This window comes from Pseudotenacibaculum haliotis, from assembly GCF_042684245.1.
Lineage (GTDB): Bacteria > Bacteroidota > Bacteroidia > Flavobacteriales > Flavobacteriaceae > Polaribacter > Polaribacter haliotis_A.
Map to the genome: position 1 here is coordinate 682,264 of NZ_JBHULH010000001.1, position 18,491 is coordinate 700,754.

16 protein-coding genes and 1 pseudogene are annotated in these 18,491 nt (G+C 34.3%); 7 read left to right on the forward strand and 10 right to left on the reverse strand.

Annotated elements, in window-relative coordinates:
• Positions 1–2 precede the first annotated feature (2 nt).
• The gene (locus ACFSRZ_RS03320) at positions 3–680 is read left to right on the forward strand and encodes a hypothetical protein (RefSeq protein ID WP_379665095.1); all 678 of its coding nucleotides are present in this window, start codon (positions 3–5) and stop codon (positions 678–680) included.
• 46 nt (positions 681–726) lie between these two features.
• Here ACFSRZ_RS03320 and ACFSRZ_RS03325 read toward each other — a convergent pair whose 3' ends face one another.
• Positions 727–1,146 carry an SRPBCC family protein gene (locus tag ACFSRZ_RS03325; RefSeq protein WP_379665096.1) on the reverse strand — a complete coding sequence of 140 codons (420 nt, stop codon included), beginning with the start codon at positions 1,144–1,146 and terminating at the stop codon, positions 727–729.
• A 9-nt stretch (positions 1,147–1,155) separates the two neighbouring features.
• A complete protein-coding gene (locus ACFSRZ_RS03330) occupies positions 1,156–2,832 on the reverse strand; it encodes a formate--tetrahydrofolate ligase (protein ID WP_379665097.1) in 1,677 nt (558 codons plus the stop codon).
• A gap of 314 nt (positions 2,833–3,146) precedes the next feature.
• Here ACFSRZ_RS03330 and ACFSRZ_RS03335 point away from each other — a divergent pair, with 314 nt between their 5' ends.
• The 4 genes and pseudogenes from ACFSRZ_RS03335 (at position 3,147) to obgE (ending at position 9,149) form a co-directional block, all read left to right on the forward strand.
• Positions 3,147–3,749: a hypothetical protein gene (locus ACFSRZ_RS03335; protein ID WP_379665098.1), complete on the forward strand. Its 603-nt coding sequence runs from the start codon at positions 3,147–3,149 to the stop codon at positions 3,747–3,749.
• Positions 3,750–3,903: 154 nt separating this feature from the next.
• The gene (secDF, locus tag ACFSRZ_RS03340; RefSeq protein ID WP_379665099.1) at positions 3,904–6,885 is read left to right on the forward strand and encodes a protein translocase subunit SecDF; all 2,982 of its coding nucleotides are present in this window, start codon (positions 3,904–3,906) and stop codon (positions 6,883–6,885) included.
• Between the two features lie 107 nt (positions 6,886–6,992).
• Positions 6,993–8,113, forward strand: a pseudogene (locus tag ACFSRZ_RS03345) (adenylate kinase).
• 46 nt (positions 8,114–8,159) lie between these two features.
• On the forward strand, positions 8,160–9,149 hold the full coding sequence (obgE, locus tag ACFSRZ_RS03350) for a GTPase ObgE (RefSeq protein WP_379665100.1): 990 nt from the start codon (positions 8,160–8,162) through the stop codon (positions 9,147–9,149).
• Positions 9,150–9,165: 16 nt separating this feature from the next.
• Here obgE and ACFSRZ_RS03355 read toward each other — a convergent pair whose 3' ends face one another.
• The 8 genes from ACFSRZ_RS03355 to ACFSRZ_RS03390 form a co-directional block, all read right to left on the reverse strand.
• On the reverse strand, positions 9,166–9,537 hold the full coding sequence (locus ACFSRZ_RS03355) for a hypothetical protein (protein WP_379665101.1): 372 nt from the start codon (positions 9,535–9,537) through the stop codon (positions 9,166–9,168).
• A gap of 145 nt (positions 9,538–9,682) precedes the next feature.
• Positions 9,683–10,186 carry an energy transducer TonB gene (locus ACFSRZ_RS03360; RefSeq protein ID WP_379665102.1) on the reverse strand — a complete coding sequence of 168 codons (504 nt, stop codon included), beginning with the start codon at positions 10,184–10,186 and terminating at the stop codon, positions 9,683–9,685.
• 56 nt (positions 10,187–10,242) lie between these two features.
• Positions 10,243–11,499 (reverse strand): tetratricopeptide repeat protein, encoded by a 1,257-nt coding sequence (locus tag ACFSRZ_RS03365; RefSeq protein WP_379665103.1) that lies wholly within the window; start codon positions 11,497–11,499, stop codon positions 10,243–10,245.
• A gap of 73 nt (positions 11,500–11,572) precedes the next feature.
• Positions 11,573–12,292 (reverse strand): energy transducer TonB, encoded by a 720-nt coding sequence (locus ACFSRZ_RS03370; protein ID WP_379665104.1) that lies wholly within the window; start codon positions 12,290–12,292, stop codon positions 11,573–11,575.
• Positions 12,293–12,374: 82 nt separating this feature from the next.
• Complete coding sequence (locus ACFSRZ_RS03375; protein WP_379665105.1) at positions 12,375–13,952, reverse strand: M56 family metallopeptidase; 1,578 nt, start codon at positions 13,950–13,952, stop codon at positions 12,375–12,377.
• Entirely contained in the window at positions 13,949–14,458 is a 510-nt protein-coding gene (locus ACFSRZ_RS03380) for a hypothetical protein (protein ID WP_379665106.1), read from the reverse strand. Before ACFSRZ_RS03380 ends, ACFSRZ_RS03375 begins: the two co-directional genes overlap by 4 nt.
• Positions 14,445–14,819, reverse strand: coding sequence for a BlaI/MecI/CopY family transcriptional regulator (locus tag ACFSRZ_RS03385; protein WP_379665107.1), 375 nt, complete (start codon positions 14,817–14,819; stop codon positions 14,445–14,447). The genes ACFSRZ_RS03380 and ACFSRZ_RS03385 overlap by 14 nt, the downstream gene beginning before the upstream one ends.
• 13 nt (positions 14,820–14,832) lie before the next feature.
• Positions 14,833–15,897 carry a serine hydrolase domain-containing protein gene (locus ACFSRZ_RS03390; RefSeq protein ID WP_379665108.1) on the reverse strand — a complete coding sequence of 355 codons (1,065 nt, stop codon included), beginning with the start codon at positions 15,895–15,897 and terminating at the stop codon, positions 14,833–14,835.
• Positions 15,898–16,015: 118 nt separating this feature from the next.
• Here ACFSRZ_RS03390 and ACFSRZ_RS03395 point away from each other — a divergent pair, with 118 nt between their 5' ends.
• Both ACFSRZ_RS03395 and lysS read left to right on the forward strand, forming a co-directional pair.
• Complete coding sequence (locus tag ACFSRZ_RS03395; RefSeq protein ID WP_379665109.1) at positions 16,016–16,516, forward strand: DUF456 domain-containing protein; 501 nt, start codon at positions 16,016–16,018, stop codon at positions 16,514–16,516.
• A gap of 234 nt (positions 16,517–16,750) precedes the next feature.
• A complete protein-coding gene (lysS, locus tag ACFSRZ_RS03400) occupies positions 16,751–18,445 on the forward strand; it encodes a lysine--tRNA ligase (protein WP_379665110.1) in 1,695 nt (564 codons plus the stop codon).
• Positions 18,446–18,491: the final 46 nt, after the last annotated feature.

Sequence of the window (18,491 nt, forward strand, 5' to 3'; positions counted from 1 at the left end):
AGATGAAAAAGTATTTTTTATTCATTCTATTTATTTCTCTTACGCTTAATACGTTTGCTCAGAAAGAGATAAAAGAAGGAGTCATTAAAGTAAAGATGACTATGTCTAGTGAAGACAGTCAAATAAACTCACAATTAGCCATGATGGGCGATTTGGTAATGTCAACATATTTCAAAGGCGCTAATTCACGTACGGAAATGAAAAATCCTATGGCCGGAGAAACTATTACCATCGTAAATAGTGACAAGAAAAAATCTTTAATGCTTTTAAATAACCCTATGTTAGGGAAAAAGTATAGAGAAAGTGACATTGCTCTTTCTGAAGAAGATTTAAAAAATATTACTGTTACTGAAAAAGGTGATACAAAAACTATTTTAGGTTATGTATGCAAAGGGTATGTCTTTACAATAAAGAAAGATGGTAAAGAGAATACAGTAACCATGTATACAACTGAGAAAATAAAAGCCATTAACCAAAACAACATGAATTTAGGAAAAAAGGCTAAAGGTTTTCCTATGTACATGACTGGTGAGATTTCTCAACCTAACGGTATTGCAATTAAAATGGTTTTAGAAGCAACTGAGGTAAAAGGTGAAAAAATAGCTGATGCTAAATTTAGCTTAACAGTTCCTGAAGGGTACTCTAAAATAGAGCCGCAGAAACCATCAAGTATTGATTAATAAAAAAAGAGGCTGATTTTTATAATTCAGCCTCTTTTTTTTATATCTATTCTTCCAGATAATTCTTAAGTCTATCTAAGAAATAATTCCACCCTCCGGTGCAACTCTCTCTAGAAAACTCCGGAATATCTTGAGGTAAGTTTTCCAAACCTACACAAGTTAACATCAACTTAATCCCTTCTTTTTCTTCTGATATTTCAAAAGTAGAAACAGATTCTCCTTGAATGTCTGTATAATTCCAGGTATACGAAATCATCTTATTTGGAACTACTTTCGTTACTTTCCAAAGATGATAGAAATCTCTACTAGGAGCCTGCACGTTGAATCCTGTTTCAAAACCCACTTCGGCTTTGAAATCAGGAATGTTATCAAAATACCATTGAATCATCTCTTCTTGAACAGTAATTGCCCTCCAAGCAGATGCTAGATTGGTATTGATATTTCTTTCAACAATAATAGGCTTCATGAGTGTTCTTTATGATAATCCAGAAATTACTCCGTTGTTATCAATTGTCATTCCTTCTGATGCAGGTACTGATGGCAATCCTGGCATACGCATCATCTTTCCTAAGATTGGAATTACGAATTGTGCTCCAGCTGCAATCTCTATTTCTCTTACAGTTACCGTAAATCCTTCCGGTCTACCGATCAACTTATCGTTATCAGAGAATGATTTTTGAGTTTTTGCCATACAAACAGCAAAATCATTAAACCCTAGACGATCGATACGACGTAAATTCAATTGAGCTTTTTTACTGTACTCAACGTTTACAGCTCCGTATACTTCTTTAGCAATGGTCTCGATCTTTTCTGTTATCGGACTCTTCCAATCGTATAAAGGCTTATACTGAGTTGCTTTGTTCTCTACAACATCTACAACTGCTTTTGCTAATTCTTGAGTTCCATCACCTCCTTTTGCCCATCCTTCAGACAAGACAGCATGTACTCCTAAGCTCTTACATTTTTCAATAACAAAATTTACTTCATCATCAGAATCTGAGATAAATGAGTTGATTGCCACAACAGGTTCAATATTGTATTTTCGAATGTTCTCGATATGCTTCTCAAGGTTTTTAAACCCTTCCTCTACTCTTTCTACACTTGGTGTATTGTATTCTTCTTTAGCGGCTCCTCCGTGGTGTCTTAAAGCTCTAATAGTTGCTACCAACACAACACATTTAGGATTTAATTTTGCGAATGCCGATTTGATGTTTAAGAACTTCTCTGCTCCAAGATCAGCACCAAAACCTGCCTCTGTAACTACATAGTCTGACAAAGACAATCCCATTTTTGTTGCAATGATTGTATTGGTTCCTTGTGCAATGTTTGCAAAAGGTCCTCCGTGGATGATCGCAGGATTTTCTTCTAAAGTCTGTACTAAGTTTGGCTTAATGGCGTCCTTTAACAAAATAGCCATTGCATTTTCTGCTTTTAGATCTTTTGCAAAGATTGGCTTCTTGTCGTAAGTAAATCCGATAAAGATATTTCCTAATCGCTCTTTCAAGTTGTCAAAGTCCGTCGCCATACAAAGGATTGCCATTACTTCTGATGCAGGAGTAATGTTAAATCCATCCTCTCTAGGAACACCATTGGCAGTTCCTCCCAACCCGATAGTAATGTTTCGGAGAGATCGATCGTTCATATCAATCACACGCTTCCAAAGAATTGTTCTTGGGTCTATATTCAAATTGTTGACTTTGCTTTGGATATTATTATCGATCAATGCAGAAAGCAAATTGTTTGCTTTTTCAACCGCATTGAAATCTCCTGTAAAATGCAGGTTAATATCTTCCATTGGAACAACTTGTGAATGTCCTCCACCAGCAGCTCCTCCTTTAATTCCGAATACCGGACCTAAAGATGGCTCTCTTAATACAACAGTTGCTTGTTTCCCAATCTTGTTTAATCCTTCGGTTAAACCAATAGAAACTGTTGTCTTACCTTCTCCAGCCGGAGTTGGAGTCAAAGCAGTTACCAAAACAAGGTTGTTTTCATCAGCTTTCTTTTCGTCTATTAGGTCTAAAGGAAGCTTTGCTTTGTACTTTCCGTACATTTCCAAATTGTCTTCTGCTACGCCTAATTTTTCAGCAATTTTCTTAATATGCTGTAGCTTTTTTGCTTGTGCAATTTCTATGTCAGATAAATGCGCCATAAAATAAGTTTTAGTCTTGGGTTGTTTGTCAACTTTTTGAATATCAAAAAGCGTGTAAATATACACAATTTCATTAGGCTAATCTTACTTTATAACAAACAAAACAACTGAGAATTATCTGTTAAAAATAAGAACCTTATCTACCAAAGCAGAAAGCAATCTTTTTATAAATTTCTTCAGTAGAAGACTAAATTCTCGTATAAACAGGATACAAAATTTAGCTTCACTTCAGGAACCGCTTCATTAATCCATATTTTTTTTCATTTATGTTTTTATCAACTTCTAAATGAAAAAATTCATGTACTTTTGAAATCATGAACGCTAAGTGGTACATTGGTACTTTATTTTTGATATTTGCTTACTTTGGAACATTCCAAGAGCAAGCTTCTGTACCCAATCAAGAAATTGTTTTAGAGTTTGTTGATACTAAAGTTGACCAAAAAGACATTAAAAGTACGATTGCCGATGTTAGGCAAAAGCTTTTAAAGATTGGTGCTTCAAACATTACAATTCAAGAAACTAAGGAAGGTACCTTAAAAATTTCTTACCACAGTCTTACTCATACTGACGACATTAAAGATGCTCTTCACAAAGAGAATCAATTAGTTCTAAATCAAAACTCAGGAGATAAAGAAGAAAACAATACTTCTTTAGATTATAAAATAGATGTTTATGAGTTAACTGACAGTACTGATATTTCAAACCACAATGACAAGTTTGTATTTGAAATAAAGTCTCACTCAGATAGATCTACAATAAACTACAACTATGGCTTTGTAAAAAGTATAAAAACTGCAAAAGCAAATCAGCTTTTTAAAACCACTTACAAGGCGTACAAAAACAATCCATTTACCAAGGATTACACTTCTCATAAAGAACCTGAGGTTAGAGCTGGGCCTTTTACCTACAACGTTTAAAAAAAATACTAGTTTACAGCTTTGTTAAACTACTTTAAACTAATGAGCATCAAACTCATTATAAAAAACAATCAACAAAAATAATTGTCAAGTTTTACGAGAAGATATATATTTGCTCGTTTTTATAAAAATTGACGAAAAAAACATATAAATAATGCAAAACAAGGGACTAATCAGATTATTTGCGATCCTTTTTGGATTGGTAAGTTTATACCAATTATCCTTCACCTACTTTGCCAACAAAGTAGAAACTGAAGCAGAAGTATACGCTAAATCTAATGGTGATGAAAAAAATGTTAGAGAACTAGCAACTTTAGAAAGAAAATACTTAGATAGCGTTGCCAACAAAGAGGTTGTGAATTTAGGTTTCACTAAGTTTACTTACAACGACATCAAAGACAAGGAAATGAACCTTGGTCTTGATTTAAAAGGAGGTATCAATGCCGTTTTACAAGTTTCTGTAAAAGAGGTGTTAATTGCTCTTTCTAACAATTCTAAAAGTGTTGTCTTCAAGCAAGCTTTAGAAGCTGCCGATAATAGATTAAGAGAAAGCAACTTAAGGTACTTAGACTTGTTCTTTGAGGAGTTTGAGAAAATCTCAAACGGTGCTATCAAATTAAGCGATCCTGCTATTTTTGGTACCAAAGCGCTTCGTGAAAAAGTTAACTTTAACAAAACAGATGACGAAGTAAAGGCTGTTTTAGAAGAAGAAATTAATATTTCTATTAGTACTGCTTTTGAAGTATTACGTAGTAGAATTGATAAGTTCGGGGTTACGCAACCTAACATCCAAAGAATTGGGACTTCTGGAAGAATTCAAATTGAATTACCGGGAGCAAAAGATATTGAACGTGTTACTAAGTTAATTACAAGTAAAGCAGAATTACAATTCTGGGAAGTATACTCAAACATAGACATTCAAAACTACTTTATTGCTGCCAACACTAAGGTAGCTGAAATGTTAAAAGACGATAAGGTAGAACAACAAAAAGATTCAACGAAAACAAACAATATCGATGACATCTTAGGAAAAGATCAAGATTCTACTAGTGTTCAACAAAAAAGTTTATTTACGTACTTATTACCAAACTTTGCTCAAGACGAAAGACAAAAGAGTTCGTTAGTTGCTCAAGCCAGAGTAATTGACACTGCTATGGTAAATAAGTTATTAAAAGAAAGAGAAGTTATTGCTGCTCGTCCAGCTGAATTAAGATATGTAAAGTTCTTATGGGACTACAAACCTGTAGTGGCTAATGATGGAACTGAACTTCTTGGATTATATGCAATCAAATCTAACAGAAATGATGTAGCTCCTATTCAAGGAGATGTAATTACAGATGCTGCTCAGGTATTTGACCAATTAAACAATCCTGAAGTTAGTATGACCATGAATTCAAATGGATCTAACAAATGGGCTAAGTTAACCGGTGACAATGCAGGTAATTTTGTGGCTGTAGTATTAGATGATTATGTATATACTGCTCCTTCAGTTCCAGGTGCAATTACGGGTGGAAGAACTTCTATTTCCGGTGGTGCGATGACGGTAGAAGATGCACAAGATATTGCCACTGTATTAAAAGCAGGTAAGTTACCAGCAGAAGCTAGGATCATTGAAATGGAAGTGGTTGGACCTTCTTTAGGGCAAGAGTCTATTGACAGGTCTCTAAACTCATTCTTATTAGCTATCGCATTGGTATTGGTATGGATGATCGTTTACTATGGAAAAGCCGGTGCTTATGCAAATGTTGCCTTAGTAGTAAACATCTTATTTATCTTCGGGGTTCTAGCATCGTTTAATGCTGTTCTTACCTTACCGGGTATTGCAGGTATTATCTTAACCATTGGTATGTCTGTAGATGCCAACGTAATTATCTTTGAGAGAATCAAAGAAGGATTGGCAAAGAAAAAAGGATTGAAACAATCTGTTGAAGAAGGATTTAGTATCAAAGGAGCATTATCTGCTATTATAGATGCAAACATTACCAGTTTATTAACGGGAGTTATCCTTTACGTTTTTGGAACAGGTCCAATTAAAGGTTTCGCCTTAACATTAATGATCGGTATTGCTACTTCTTTATTTACAGCAATCTTTATTACCAGATTATTAATTGACGGTGCTACTAATAAAGGAAGTAACTTAACTTTCAACACAAGCTTATCTAAAGGTTGGTTCCAAAACATCAATATCGAGTTTTTACGTAAGCGTAAAATTGCTTATGTAATCTCAGGAGCAATTATTTTAGGAGGTATTGTTTCTATTGCTACAATTGGATTAAAACAAGGTGTAGACTTCAAAGGAGGTCGTACATATACTGTTCGTTTTGACCAAGCAATGAATCCTACAGAAGTTAGAGCTGATTTAGCTGTAGTTTTTGATGGAGCTCCAGAAGTAAAAACATATGGTTCAGATAACCAATTAAAGATCACTACTGTTTACAAGATTGAAGAAACCGGTAAAGATGTAGATGATCAAGTACAAAAAGCTCTTTACGACGGGTTGAAAAAACACCTTTCGGCAGGAACTACGTACGAAGATTTCAAACCTGGTTTTGAGAAAACAGGAAATGGAATCATGAGTTCTAGAAAAGTTGAGCCTACCATTGCAGATGATATTAAGACTTCAGCAATCTATGCTGTATTCGGATCATTATTGGTAGTATTCTTATATATCTTATTACGATTTAGAAAAGTATCCTTTAGTTTGGGAGCTGTAGTTGCAGTATTCCACGATGTATTGATCGTATTAGGAATCTTCTCGATTCTTTACAAAGTAATGCCATTTGACATGGAAATCGGACAATCATTTATTGCAGCAATTCTAACCGTAGTCGGTTACTCGCTGAATGATACCGTGGTTATCTTTGATAGAATTAGAGAGTTTGCAGGAATTCACACAAAATGGGCTTACTCTGAAGTAGTAGACAAAGCCTTGAGCAGTACTTTAGGAAGAACCATTAATACATCATTAACTACTTTGTTAGTAATGTTAGCGATCTTCTTATTTGGTGGAGATTCTATTAAAGGATTTATGTTTGCATTGATCATTGGTGTTATTGTAGGTACCTACTCATCATTGTTCGTAGCAACTCCAATTATGTATGACACTTCTAAAAAGAAAGAGTCTAAGAAGAACTAATTTTTAGAAAGAAAATATATGGTAAGCCGTTTTGCAAATAAGATGCTGAAATAAGATCAGCAGCGTGCAAAACGGTTTTTCCATTCCTATATATCCTAATTAACAGCATGAGTAATATTCAACTTCATGATCTTTATTTCAAACCTTTCTTAACAGAAGAAGAGGTAGATAAGATCGTAGAAACTCTCGTATTTCAAGTAAGCAAAGATCTTGATAAAGATGAAATTCCTTTGTTCATCGGAATTTTAAACGGATCGTTTTTATTTGCCTCTGACTTTATCAGAAAATTCAAAGGTAACTGTGAGGTTTCCTTCGTTAAGCTGAGTTCTTATGAAGGAACAGAATCTACTGAAGCTGTAAATGAACTGATCGGAATTAATGAAGATCTAACAGGTAGAACGGTTGTTATTTTAGAAGATATCGTAGACACCGGTAATACCTTGCATAAAATTTACGATATCTTTAAAAACAAGAGCGTTAAAGAATTAAAAATAGCCACACTGTTTTTTAAACCTGATGTATACCGTAAGGAGTTACCAATTGATTATATCGGGAAAAGTATTGAAGATAAATTCATTGTCGGATACGGATTAGATTACAATGGTTTAGGAAGAAATCTTCCGGCTATATACCAGTTAACAACACAACAATAAACATGAAAAACATCGTATTATTTGGCCCTCCGGGTGCAGGAAAAGGGACTCAAGCAGAGATTTTAAAAGAAAAGTACAATCTAAAGCATATCTCTACCGGAGATGTATTTAGGTACAACATTAAAAACGAAACTGAGCTTGGGCTTTTGGCTAAAACTTACATGGACAAAGGTGATTTGGTACCAGATGAAGTAACCATTAACATGTTAGAAGCAGAAGTAGATAAAAATCCTGACGTTGAAGGTTTTATTTTTGATGGATTTCCAAGAACTCAATCTCAAGCTGAAGCATTGGATGTTTTCTTAGCAACAAAGGGATCTGCTATCAATGGAATGGTAGCCTTGGAAGTTCCTGAAGACCTTTTGGTTGTTCGTTTATTGGAGCGTGGAAAAACTAGTGGTCGTTCTGATGATACTGATGAGACTAAAATTCGTAATCGTTTTAACGAGTACAATACAAAAACAGCTATTTTAAAAGATTTTTATCAAGCAAAAGGGAATTACTACGGAGTAGACGGTGTAGGTTCTATAGAAGAAATTACAACACGTTTGTCTGAAGTATTTGACAAACTATAAATAGTTTACCTTTATAAAAATTTGGCCGTTATAGGCTATATAAGTCATGACTGAAGGAAATTTTGTCGATTACATAAAAATTTATGCTTCCTCGGGTAAAGGTGGAAAAGGTTCTGCGCATTTACATCGAGAAAAGTACATTACCAAAGGAGGACCTGATGGTGGAGATGGAGGACGCGGTGGTCACGTAATTATTCGTGGTAGTAAGAATATGTGGACATTATTTCACCTAAAGTTTAAAAAGCACTTTAGAGCTGAGCAAGGTGGTGATGGTGGAAAAAGTAGAAGTACCGGTAAAGATGGCGAAGACATATATATTGATGTTCCTTTAGGTACCATCGTAAGAGATGGAGAAACTCAGGAAATTCTTTTTGAAATTACAGAAGATACTCAAGAAAAGATCTTAGTTGAAGGAGGAATGGGTGGTCGTGGTAACTGGCATTTTAAATCGCCAACCAATCAAACACCACGTTATGCTCAACCCGGAATTGAAGGTCAGGAAGGCTGGTTTCAATTAGAATTAAAAATATTAGCAGATGTTGGTTTGGTTGGATTTCCTAATGCAGGAAAATCAACCTTACTCTCTGTGGTTACTGCTGCCAAGCCTAAAATTGCAGATTATGCCTTTACTACGCTAAAACCTAATTTGGGAATTGTAGAATACAGAAATTTTCAAAGTTTTGTGATGGCAGATATTCCCGGTATCATCGAAGGTGCTGCCGAAGGAAAAGGATTAGGACATCGTTTCTTACGTCACATAGAGCGTAACTCTACCCTACTCTTTTTGATTCCTGCAGATAGTGATGATATTGCTAAAGAGTATGAGATCTTATTAAACGAGCTTAAAAAGCACAATCCGGAACTATTAGACAAGCAACGCTTATTAGCTATATCGAAGTCCGATATGTTGGATGACGAACTAAAAGAAGAATTAGAAAAAGAAATTCCAAAAGATATTCCGTACTTGTTTATTTCTTCTGTTGCTCAAATGGGCTTAACAGAGCTAAAAGACAAGCTCTGGAAGATGTTAAACTAAAAATATCTGAAGTCAATTAACGATCTAGTTTAATTCTAATTGGCAATGTATATTCGGTTGTTACCGGAATCCCTCTTTTGATCGCGGCATAGATCTTAGGTAAATCATCTATACTTTTTTCGATCATTTTTTTAAGGTTAGGTATTTGCTGAATCATATGTTCAGAGGCTTCAACAGATTTTAATGTGATCTTATGATCAGCATGAATAGTGATTACTACCTGAATGGTTTCATCAACCTTCTTTTTTACCTTGATATGTTGCTTTTCAAGACTGGAAGATATCTCCTTATGGATAATGTTTCGAAAGCAATTTGTTTTTTCTTCTTTGTCGATTATAGAATTGCAAGCCTCAAAAGAAGGAGGTGTATCTACTGATGTTGTATCCAAGTTTGTATCTACCTTTTCGATATCCTTTTTTCTTTGAAAAGAAAAGTAATCGCAAGAACTGCAAAAAGTAATAATGAATACAAATACTAGAAAACGACGCACAGGGTACAATAATAGTTAACTCTGTGAAAATAAGAAATTAAAATTATTGAAGCCTAAAGAGAATAGGTAATCTCATTCTAACTCTTACTTTCTTTCCGCGTTGTTCTCCGGGTTCTAACTTTGGCATCATTTTCAACACTCTAATAGCTTCTGCATCCAATGTAGGAAAACCGCTTGCTGCTGTTATGTCTGTAAGAGATCCATCTTTATCAATTACAAAGGATGTTTTGATCCTGGCACGATTCGTTTGTATTTCTTCTTTACAAACTTTAACCTTCTTTTTTAATTGCTTGTGATACTTCATTTTAAACTTAAGGCATTTTGCTCTTTCTACATCAAAATGTTTTGCAACAAATTTTCTCATTTTAAGACCTGTACACGCAATTATTTGTCTTGTATCTCCCGTACACCCCTTAAAAGCAGGAGCTCTCTCTACAATAACAATAGGGACACCTTGCTCTTCTGTTGAATCTTTATTTTCAAGATTTTCCTGTGAAAAGGAGAATAAAGAAGAGAATACAGTTAAAAGTAGTAATAGTTTTTTCATAGAATATTTTCAAGTTTAAGATGCACAAAAATAAAATTCTAAATCTATTGGCAAAACTATTCTAACTTTTCTCCTTTTAAAAAGTATTCTTTTTTGATCTCCTGCATCCTTCTTTTCGCGTAAGCAGTAAAATCTTTATCCATATTTTCAAACTGTAATACGTATTGATCATATAGTTTATAAGCTTTCTTCTTTTCCTTATAGTAATCGTCTGTTGTCTTTGCCAGTTGATATAGCGCTAAGTGATTCCCTCTGTTCTCTTTATAAGCTTTATCAAACATATTCATGGCCTCAAGAGGCTTTTTCAATTTCAAGTTCGCATGTCCTATTCCATAATATTCTTCATCTCTCTTGGTCACACCTATGTATGTTGCCATCATATAATTAAACTTGGCTTTTTGATAGTTTTTCAACTTCATTTCGGTATGTCCTAAATAAGTAAATATTTTAAAGTCTGTTCTATCAATATCTTTCGATTTTTCAAAGTATTCCTTTGCCTTTTCATGCTCTTCTTTATTGTAATAGGTTCTACCAAACATGTTGGTTACAAAGAGTTCATTAGGTGTTAAAGAATCTAACTTCTCCAATACTTGCAGCGTTACATCATATTGCTTTTCTCTATAAGTATGGTTTACCATCAATCGGTTCATATTTATATGGTTTGGCTCTAAGTCCAATCCTTTCTTTAAAAACAAGTAGGTTGAGTCTGTGTCTTGTAGTTTGTAATAACTATTTGCCAATTGATATAACGATTTTATATGTGTTGAATCTGTTTTATAAGCCTCCAAAAAACTGTTGATCATATCATCTCTTTTCTTCTTCATTGCATAAGCAACTCCTTTTTGATATGCATAATTAGGATTTGTCTTATCTACCGCAATCAACTCTTCAAAAGTTTTAATGGCTTTGTTGGCCTTTCTTTGAGTCAGATATAGCTTTCCTACTTGATACTTTATTAAAAGGTTGTAGGGATCTTTCTCAAGAAGTTGCTCATAGATCTCAATAGCTTTCTTATGATTTCTTAATTTTTGGTAGGCTTTTCCTAACTGAATCTGCGTTTTATAATCTTCTTTTTCTTTGAGTGCTTTTTCGTAATAAACTACAGATTGCTTTGTTTTATCTACTTGGTAGTAGATGCTAGCTATGGTTTTAAACTTATCAAAGGAGTCTTCTACTTTATCCAGTTGAGACAATGCCTTTTGATATCTTCCTACCAAGATTAAGCTATCAATCTCTTTATAGGTCTCTTCTGAGTTTTGAGCTGTCAGAGAAAAACTAACTGTTATTACTAGGAGAAAAAAAACCTTTTTCATGTGTACTTTGTTTTGCGATTTTTATCAAATATAAGAGTTTAAAAAGCATATATAAATTCTTCTATTGACTCCTTTATTCTATCATGATCCCCATAGGAAGTGTGTATCTAACGCCTACTGGCCTACCTCTTTGCTTACCAGGGGTCATTTTTGGTAATGACTTAATAATTCTTATTGCTTCTTTTTTTAATCTTGGATGTGGTGCTAAAGCCCTAATATCAACTACATTTCCTTCTTCATCAATTCTAAAAAGCATGGTTATTCGTTTCTTACCAGGTGCCAAACCTAGCTCATTAGGAAGATCTGAATCAAATTTCTTTTGAAAGTGCTTTTTCATCTTCTTGTTAAAACATGCTTTCAACTGTGCCTTGTTTCCTTTACAACCCGGAAAAACAGGGACATCCTCAATAACTGTAAAAGGCACATCTTCAACAACCTCTTCTTCTTCCTCTACTTCTTCGATCTCTTCTACCTCTACCGCTTCTGTTTCATCTGTTTCTGTAGTTTCAATCACAGTTTCTTCAACTTCCTTCTCATCTTCAACAACTTCAATTTTCTCCGGAGCTGGAGGTGGTGGAGTTTTGGGAATTTCCGGCTCTATACGTTCTGTAATTGGAATTTCCTCCTCAAGATCAGCATTCATTACCACATCTCCAAAGTCTCCAAATTGACGATCAAATGTCTTCTTCTCTATAGCTACATACGTGATAAAAAGAGCTAGTACCAAACCTATCTGCATGAACAGTTTACTATAGTTTTCTAGATTTGATTTTGGGTTTTTCTTGATTTCCATATTAAAAAATTTAGCATGAGAATTCCTACGCTACCGAACAGTAGTGCTAGTTAATTCTTAATTATTTTTGATTATATGATGCCTACTTTACGTCAATTCGTATCGGCAGTGTGTATTTTACATTCACTTTTACTCCTTTGTGTTCTCCGGGAATCATTTGAGGCAACTTTTCCATAATTTTAATCAGCTCTTCTTCTAGTTCTTTTGCAGGAGCTTTTACTTTGATATCTGTTACCTTTCCTGTTCTATCTATCTTAAACAGAACGATTATGCGCTTTTTCCCAGGTTTTAATCCTAATTTTTTTGGTAAATCTGAATCAAAATTTTGAACAAAATGTAGTTGCACATTTTTATTGAAACAATATTTGTCGTCGTCTTCACATCCTGGAAATGTTGGGATCTTGTCTATAACTGAAAAAGGAATAGAATTGACAAAGTAAGTTTTAGCTCCTGTTTGCTCATCTGAAAGATGGCTTTCAACTTTACCTAAGATTATATTTTTAGGTTTCTCATCATCTGCAAAGTAAGCAATCAACTTTCGGCCATTTTCCAGTTCAAAAAGTTGAACATCAAATTTCTTGAAATTTGGGTTTCGAACTACTTGTCTACCGATGATCTTTTCATATTCTTGAAGTTCAGCTACTGTTAAGTTATGAATCGTAATTTGTTTTTTAAAAGGATATACCGGGCCAAAATAACTATCAAACACTGATTTTGAATTGAGTTTTACCGAAGTTAAATTACCCCCATCACCCTTGTAAATCGTTGTAAAATCCTTAGAAAGAGTATAACTTTCAATTCCATTTTGAGCGCAGGAACTATAAATAATCATACTTAATACTAAGGGTAGAATCAATATATACTTCCATAGATTCATCCTTTTAGATTTCTCTTTGGTCATCATCATAATTCTTTTCTTGATGAAAGAATGTTTATAAAACTGATTGACAAAAGAAACATTCTCAACGTCAAAGAAACTAGTTAATATATGATTGATGTATGTGTCTTTTTGTTGCTTCTCGATCAATGCTGAATCTGACAAATACTCATGCACCAGTGTAATTCGCTTTTGATAAGTGTACACCAATGGATTGAACCACATGACAATTCTCAACACTTCAAAGAACAAGAGGTCCAAAGAGTGTTTCTGTTTGATATGAACCAACTCGTGTTCTATAATTTCTTTCTTCTTATCTAGTGATATGTTTTCTCCTAAAAAGATATAGTTGAAGAAAGAAAACGCAATATTAGTCTCCGGAATGGTGACAATTCTTTCCGTTTTACTTCTGTAAAGAGTAATGTATTTAACCAACTTAAACAGTTTGATCAAAAAGAGTACTAAAGAAATTGACGCACCTATATAAAAGATGATCTCCAAATAAGAAATATGATTTTCTTCAATGAGTATTTTTCCAAGACTTGTGTTTTCGATCACGTTTTGTGGTGATAGAACAATTTCCGGCAATACAATTGAGTATTCTTCTGAGATGGTGTTTTTAAAAGAAGAGAACTTTAAAAACGGAAGTACAAATGAGATCAAAACAGATGAGATTAGATACAGCCTGTTCTTTTTAAAGAAAGTCTCTTTGCTTAAGAAAAGATCATAAACCACTAAAAATAGTAGCTGAAATAAGATTACTTGCACAATGTAATTGATCATAATTCTTGTCTTTTAATTGAATTAGGAAGTGACATTTTTCCACATTGAGCAAAAGCAACATCTCTTGTTAGCGATATCTGTTTACTCTTTAAAAAATCTCCAATCACTTTTCCGTATTCTTCTGTTTTTTCTTTTCCTACTTGGTTGTATACTCTGTATGCATAAGCTTTTACCTTACCCTCTTTCGTAAAGTAAATCCTATTGAACAATTTGATGTTTTCATCATCAACACCCCAAGTAAAGTTTTTTGAGGTTAAAAAATCATTTAAGTCATAATGGAATTGTGACCATGATTTATAAATCGCTTCAAAACCATCTTTACTTATAGTTGGATTCAAGAGATTCACATGAGTATCGTCTAGTTTCAATACACTAAACTCTTTTCTATCGTCTTCATTAGCGACATTGAAAATTTTCACATCTGCAATTGTATCACTTGTTTTTTCTGACTTACAAGCAAAACTCAACAACAGCACAAACACTGAACAAATTCTAACGATTCTCATCTTCTTTTTTATTGATTTCTTTCAGAACCTTTTCAAGCTCTTCTACATCCATGTCATTTTTCTTTACAAAAAAGGACACCATACTTTTAAATGATCCTCCAAAATAACCATCCATCAATTTATGGAGGCTTTGATTGCTATAATCAGATTTTTCGATCAAAGGAGCATACACATACCCTCTTCCTTTCGGCTTATGAGAAACAAACTCTTTGTTCTCTAAAATTCTAACAATCGTAGAAACTGTATTATATGCAGGTTTCGGATTGGGTAGTTGATCGATCACTTCCTTTACCGAAGCTTCTTTCAAGTCCCATAAAACTTGCATAATCTGTTCCTCTGCCTTTGTTAATTGCTTATTCATTATCCATTTATATTTAATTGACACTTGCTAAGAAGGTGTCAAATATTGTTTGTACTCTATTAGGTCTTGTCAAATTCCATGCAGTAATCACAACCACTACATTTGTTTTTGGCTCTACAATGATCAATTGCCCTCCTGCTCCTCTTGCCAAAAAGATCGTATACTTTTTTCCTTTTCTATCAACCGGATCTTTCCACCAAAAATAACCATAATCATACTCCTGATATAACGGATTATCTTCCGCAGCTTTAACTACCGATGATGTAGCTTTAACAGCAAAATCTTCCGGAATGATCTGTTTTCCTTTCCATTTTCCTTTTTGCAAATACAACTGACCGATTTTAGCCAGATCACGTGATCGTAAAAAGATCAATGCCATTCCATTGTTTGATGGTCCTCCATTACCTTGCCAAAACCTATATTTTTCTATCCCTAATTCAGAAAACAAGTATTTTCTTGCAAAAGTTTCTATTGGCAAATTGGATGCATTTTGTATGGCTCCACTGATCAATGTAGGAGCAGCATTTGAGTAATTAAAAACCTTTCCCGGCTTTTCTCCCATTTCGGTACGAAGAATTGTTTGATACCAATCGCCAGAACTATTGATCAAATTTCGCCAATTGTTATCAGGACTGTTCCAAGGACTCTCTTTCCACTTTAAGCCATGCCTTTGAGTCAACAAATCTTGAATTCTTATCTCCTGCACTCCATCACTCACATCCTTGTACTTCTTATAATAATCTACAACCTTGTCATTGGTACTTTTTACAATACCTTGTTGAATTGCAGTTCCAAGGATAGTTGCTATGATACTTTTGGTAACTGATTGTGCTTGATGCAGTGAATCTTTATGCCACCCTTTGTAATAGTTTTCGTAGACAACTTTTCCCTCTTTCACTACTAAAAGACTATGAATATTCCCATATTCTCCATTCTCAATAGCTGCATTGGCTTTCAAAGCCTTTTCATATAGAACTTTGTCAGAATGCTTCTCTTTGAAGTTAATCTGTCCATGCATATTTACTCCCAAAAGGAGAAATATCACGGTCATTATTTTTATATATTGAATAGACTTCATTGAGAATATTTTTTCAAATGTAACTAAATTTTTAGTTTAAACTAATTTCTTAGTTCAATTTTAACATTTGTAACAAACATTCTTTTTTTTCGTTTCATATATACAACTAACATTGTCTATGGATATCTTACTTCTCTTTTTAGGTTTCATTTTTATGATCCTTGGTATCATCGGGTCTTTCTTACCTGTATTACCGGGACCTATTACAGGTTGGGTTGGATTACTACTATTACATCTCACAAAAACGATTCCTCAAAATTGGACGTTTTTGGGAATCACCTTGGCCATTGCCATATTAATATGGTTCTTAGATTATATTATCCCTGCCTTGGGAACAAAGAAGTTTGGAGGAAGTAAGTATGGTGTATATGGTACTACTATAGGATTGATTATCGGACTACTGTTCTTTGGCCCATTAGGAATTATCATCGGGCCTTTTGCCGGTGCATTAATTGGCGAATTGATGTTTGACAGTAACGATTCGAAGAGAGCTTTTAAAGCTGCTTTTGGTTCTTTTATTGGTTTTCTTTTCTCTACAGGGTTAAAGTTTATCACCAGTTTGGTGTATATGGGCTTGTTCTTATCTATTGTATGGGATCATAAGTCGGCCTTCTTTTAAAAACAAAAAAAAGCAACCCGTTTCAGGGAAGCTTTCCATTGGTTAACAAAACCACGGTACTTTTACGAAAGTACCAAAACAACACAACTAAAGCTGCTTTTTTCAAAACAGCCTACAAATATACTCGTTTTTTTTAACCCCACCAATCTTTTTTCTTTTTTTACAAACCTCTTTCTTTTGGCAAATGATTATCTTTGCGCCTTTAAATCATTAAAGAAGAAAACAGAATTTAAAATGCAATTATCAGAACAAGAAGTTGTACGTAGAGAAAAGCTATCGAAATTACGTGAACTAGGAATCAACCCTTATCCTGCCAATCTATTTCCATTAGACACAAATTCTAAGGAAATCAAAGAACAATTTGAGGAAGATAAACAGGTTGTTGTTGCTGGACGATTAATGTCAAGACGTATCCAAGGAAAGGCCTCTTTTGCTGAGTTGCAAGATTCTGAAGGAAGAATTCAAGTATACTTCAATAGAGACGAGATCTGTACTGGAGAAGACAAAACTTTGTACAATGAAGTATATAAGAAGTTATTAGATATTGGTGACTTCATAGGAATTGAAGGGACTTTATTTACTACAAAGGTTGGAGAGAAAACTGTAATGGTAAAAAACTTCACGTTGTTAAGTAAATCATTAAAGCCTCTTCCGTTGCCTAAAACAGATGCCGAAGGAAACACTTTTGATGAGTTTAATGATCCTGAGTTAAGATATCGTCAGCGATACGCAGACCTGGTTGTAAACCCTAATGTAAAAGAAGTGTTTGTAAAAAGAACCAAGCTATTCAATGCCATGCGTTCTTTCTTTAACGAAGCCGGATATTTTGAAGTTGAAACTCCAATTTTACAACCTATTCCTGGAGGAGCTGCTGCAAGACCTTTTATTACACACCACAATTCATTAGACATTCCATTATATATGAGAATTGCCAACGAATTGTATTTAAAAAGACTGATTGTTGGTGGTTTTGATGGTGTATATGAATTCTCTAAGAACTTCCGTAATGAAGGAATGGACAGAACTCACAATCCTGAGTTTACAGCGATGGAAATCTATGTAGCTTACAAGGATTACAACTGGATGATGGAGTTTACCGAGAACTTATTAGAGCATTGTGCTATTGCAGTAAACGGTACAACTAAAGCCACATTTGGAGAGCATGAAGTTGATTTTAAAGCTCCTTATGCAAGAGTAACGATGGCAGATTCTATTAAGCATTTTACAGGTTTTGATATTATTGGAAAATCAGAAGATGAATTGAGAGAGGCTGCTAAGTCTATGGGAATTGAAGTAGACGACAGCATGGGGAAAGGAAAATTGATTGATGAGATCTTTGGAGAAAAGTGTGAAGGAAACTACATACAACCTACATTTATTACTGACTATCCAAAAGAAATGAGTCCGTTGTGTAAAGAGCACAGAGAGAATCCGGAATTAACAGAGCGTTTTGAGCTTATGGTTTGCGGAAAAGAAATTGCAAATGCTTATTCTGAGTTGAATGACCCAATAGATCAACGTGAGCGTTTTGAAGCTCAGCTAAAATTAGCAGATCGTGGAGATGATGAAGCAATGTTTATTGATCAAGACTTCTTACGTGCTTTAGAATACGGAATGCCTCCTACTTCAGGATTGGGAATTGGAATGGATCGTTTGATCATGTTCTTAACCAACAATCAATCTATTCAAGAAGTGTTGTTCTTCCCACAGATGAAGCCGGAAAGAAAAGCTCCTACTGTAGAATTGAACGATGACGAAAAAGCAGTATTCGCAATCGTTGAAAAAGCAGAAAAAATAGAGCTTCCTGAGCTAAAAACTCAATCAGGGTTGAGTAATAAAAAATGGGACAAAACCATTAAAGGCTTGACAAAAAACAATCTTGTAAAAGTGAACAAAACTGAAGAAGGATTGTTTGTAGAGATTGTATAAAAACTAGATACATATATGTTAAAAGGATCGCAATTGCGATCCTTTT

Coding starts and splice junctions, on each gene's coding strand:
- ACFSRZ_RS03320 (WP_379665095.1), top strand. CDS start 3: ATGAAAAAGTATTTTTTATTCATTCTATTTATTTCTCTTACGCTTAAT.
- ACFSRZ_RS03325 (WP_379665096.1), bottom strand. CDS start 1,146: ATGAAGCCTATTATTGTTGAAAGAAATATCAATACCAATCTAGCATCT.
- ACFSRZ_RS03330 (WP_379665097.1), bottom strand. CDS start 2,832: ATGGCGCATTTATCTGACATAGAAATTGCACAAGCAAAAAAGCTACAG.
- ACFSRZ_RS03335 (WP_379665098.1), top strand. CDS start 3,147: ATGAACGCTAAGTGGTACATTGGTACTTTATTTTTGATATTTGCTTAC.
- secDF (WP_379665099.1), top strand. CDS start 3,904: ATGCAAAACAAGGGACTAATCAGATTATTTGCGATCCTTTTTGGATTG.
- obgE (WP_379665100.1), top strand. CDS start 8,160: ATGACTGAAGGAAATTTTGTCGATTACATAAAAATTTATGCTTCCTCG.
- ACFSRZ_RS03360 (WP_379665102.1), bottom strand. CDS start 10,186: ATGAAAAAACTATTACTACTTTTAACTGTATTCTCTTCTTTATTCTCC.
- ACFSRZ_RS03365 (WP_379665103.1), bottom strand. CDS start 11,499: ATGAAAAAGGTTTTTTTTCTCCTAGTAATAACAGTTAGTTTTTCTCTG.
- ACFSRZ_RS03370 (WP_379665104.1), bottom strand. CDS start 12,292: ATGGAAATCAAGAAAAACCCAAAATCAAATCTAGAAAACTATAGTAAA.
- ACFSRZ_RS03375 (WP_379665105.1), bottom strand. CDS start 13,952: ATGATCAATTACATTGTGCAAGTAATCTTATTTCAGCTACTATTTTTA.
- ACFSRZ_RS03380 (WP_379665106.1), bottom strand. CDS start 14,458: ATGAGAATCGTTAGAATTTGTTCAGTGTTTGTGCTGTTGTTGAGTTTT.
- ACFSRZ_RS03385 (WP_379665107.1), bottom strand. CDS start 14,819: ATGAATAAGCAATTAACAAAGGCAGAGGAACAGATTATGCAAGTTTTA.
- ACFSRZ_RS03390 (WP_379665108.1), bottom strand. CDS start 15,897: ATGAAGTCTATTCAATATATAAAAATAATGACCGTGATATTTCTCCTT.
- ACFSRZ_RS03395 (WP_379665109.1), top strand. CDS start 16,016: ATGGATATCTTACTTCTCTTTTTAGGTTTCATTTTTATGATCCTTGGT.
- lysS (WP_379665110.1), top strand. CDS start 16,751: ATGCAATTATCAGAACAAGAAGTTGTACGTAGAGAAAAGCTATCGAAA.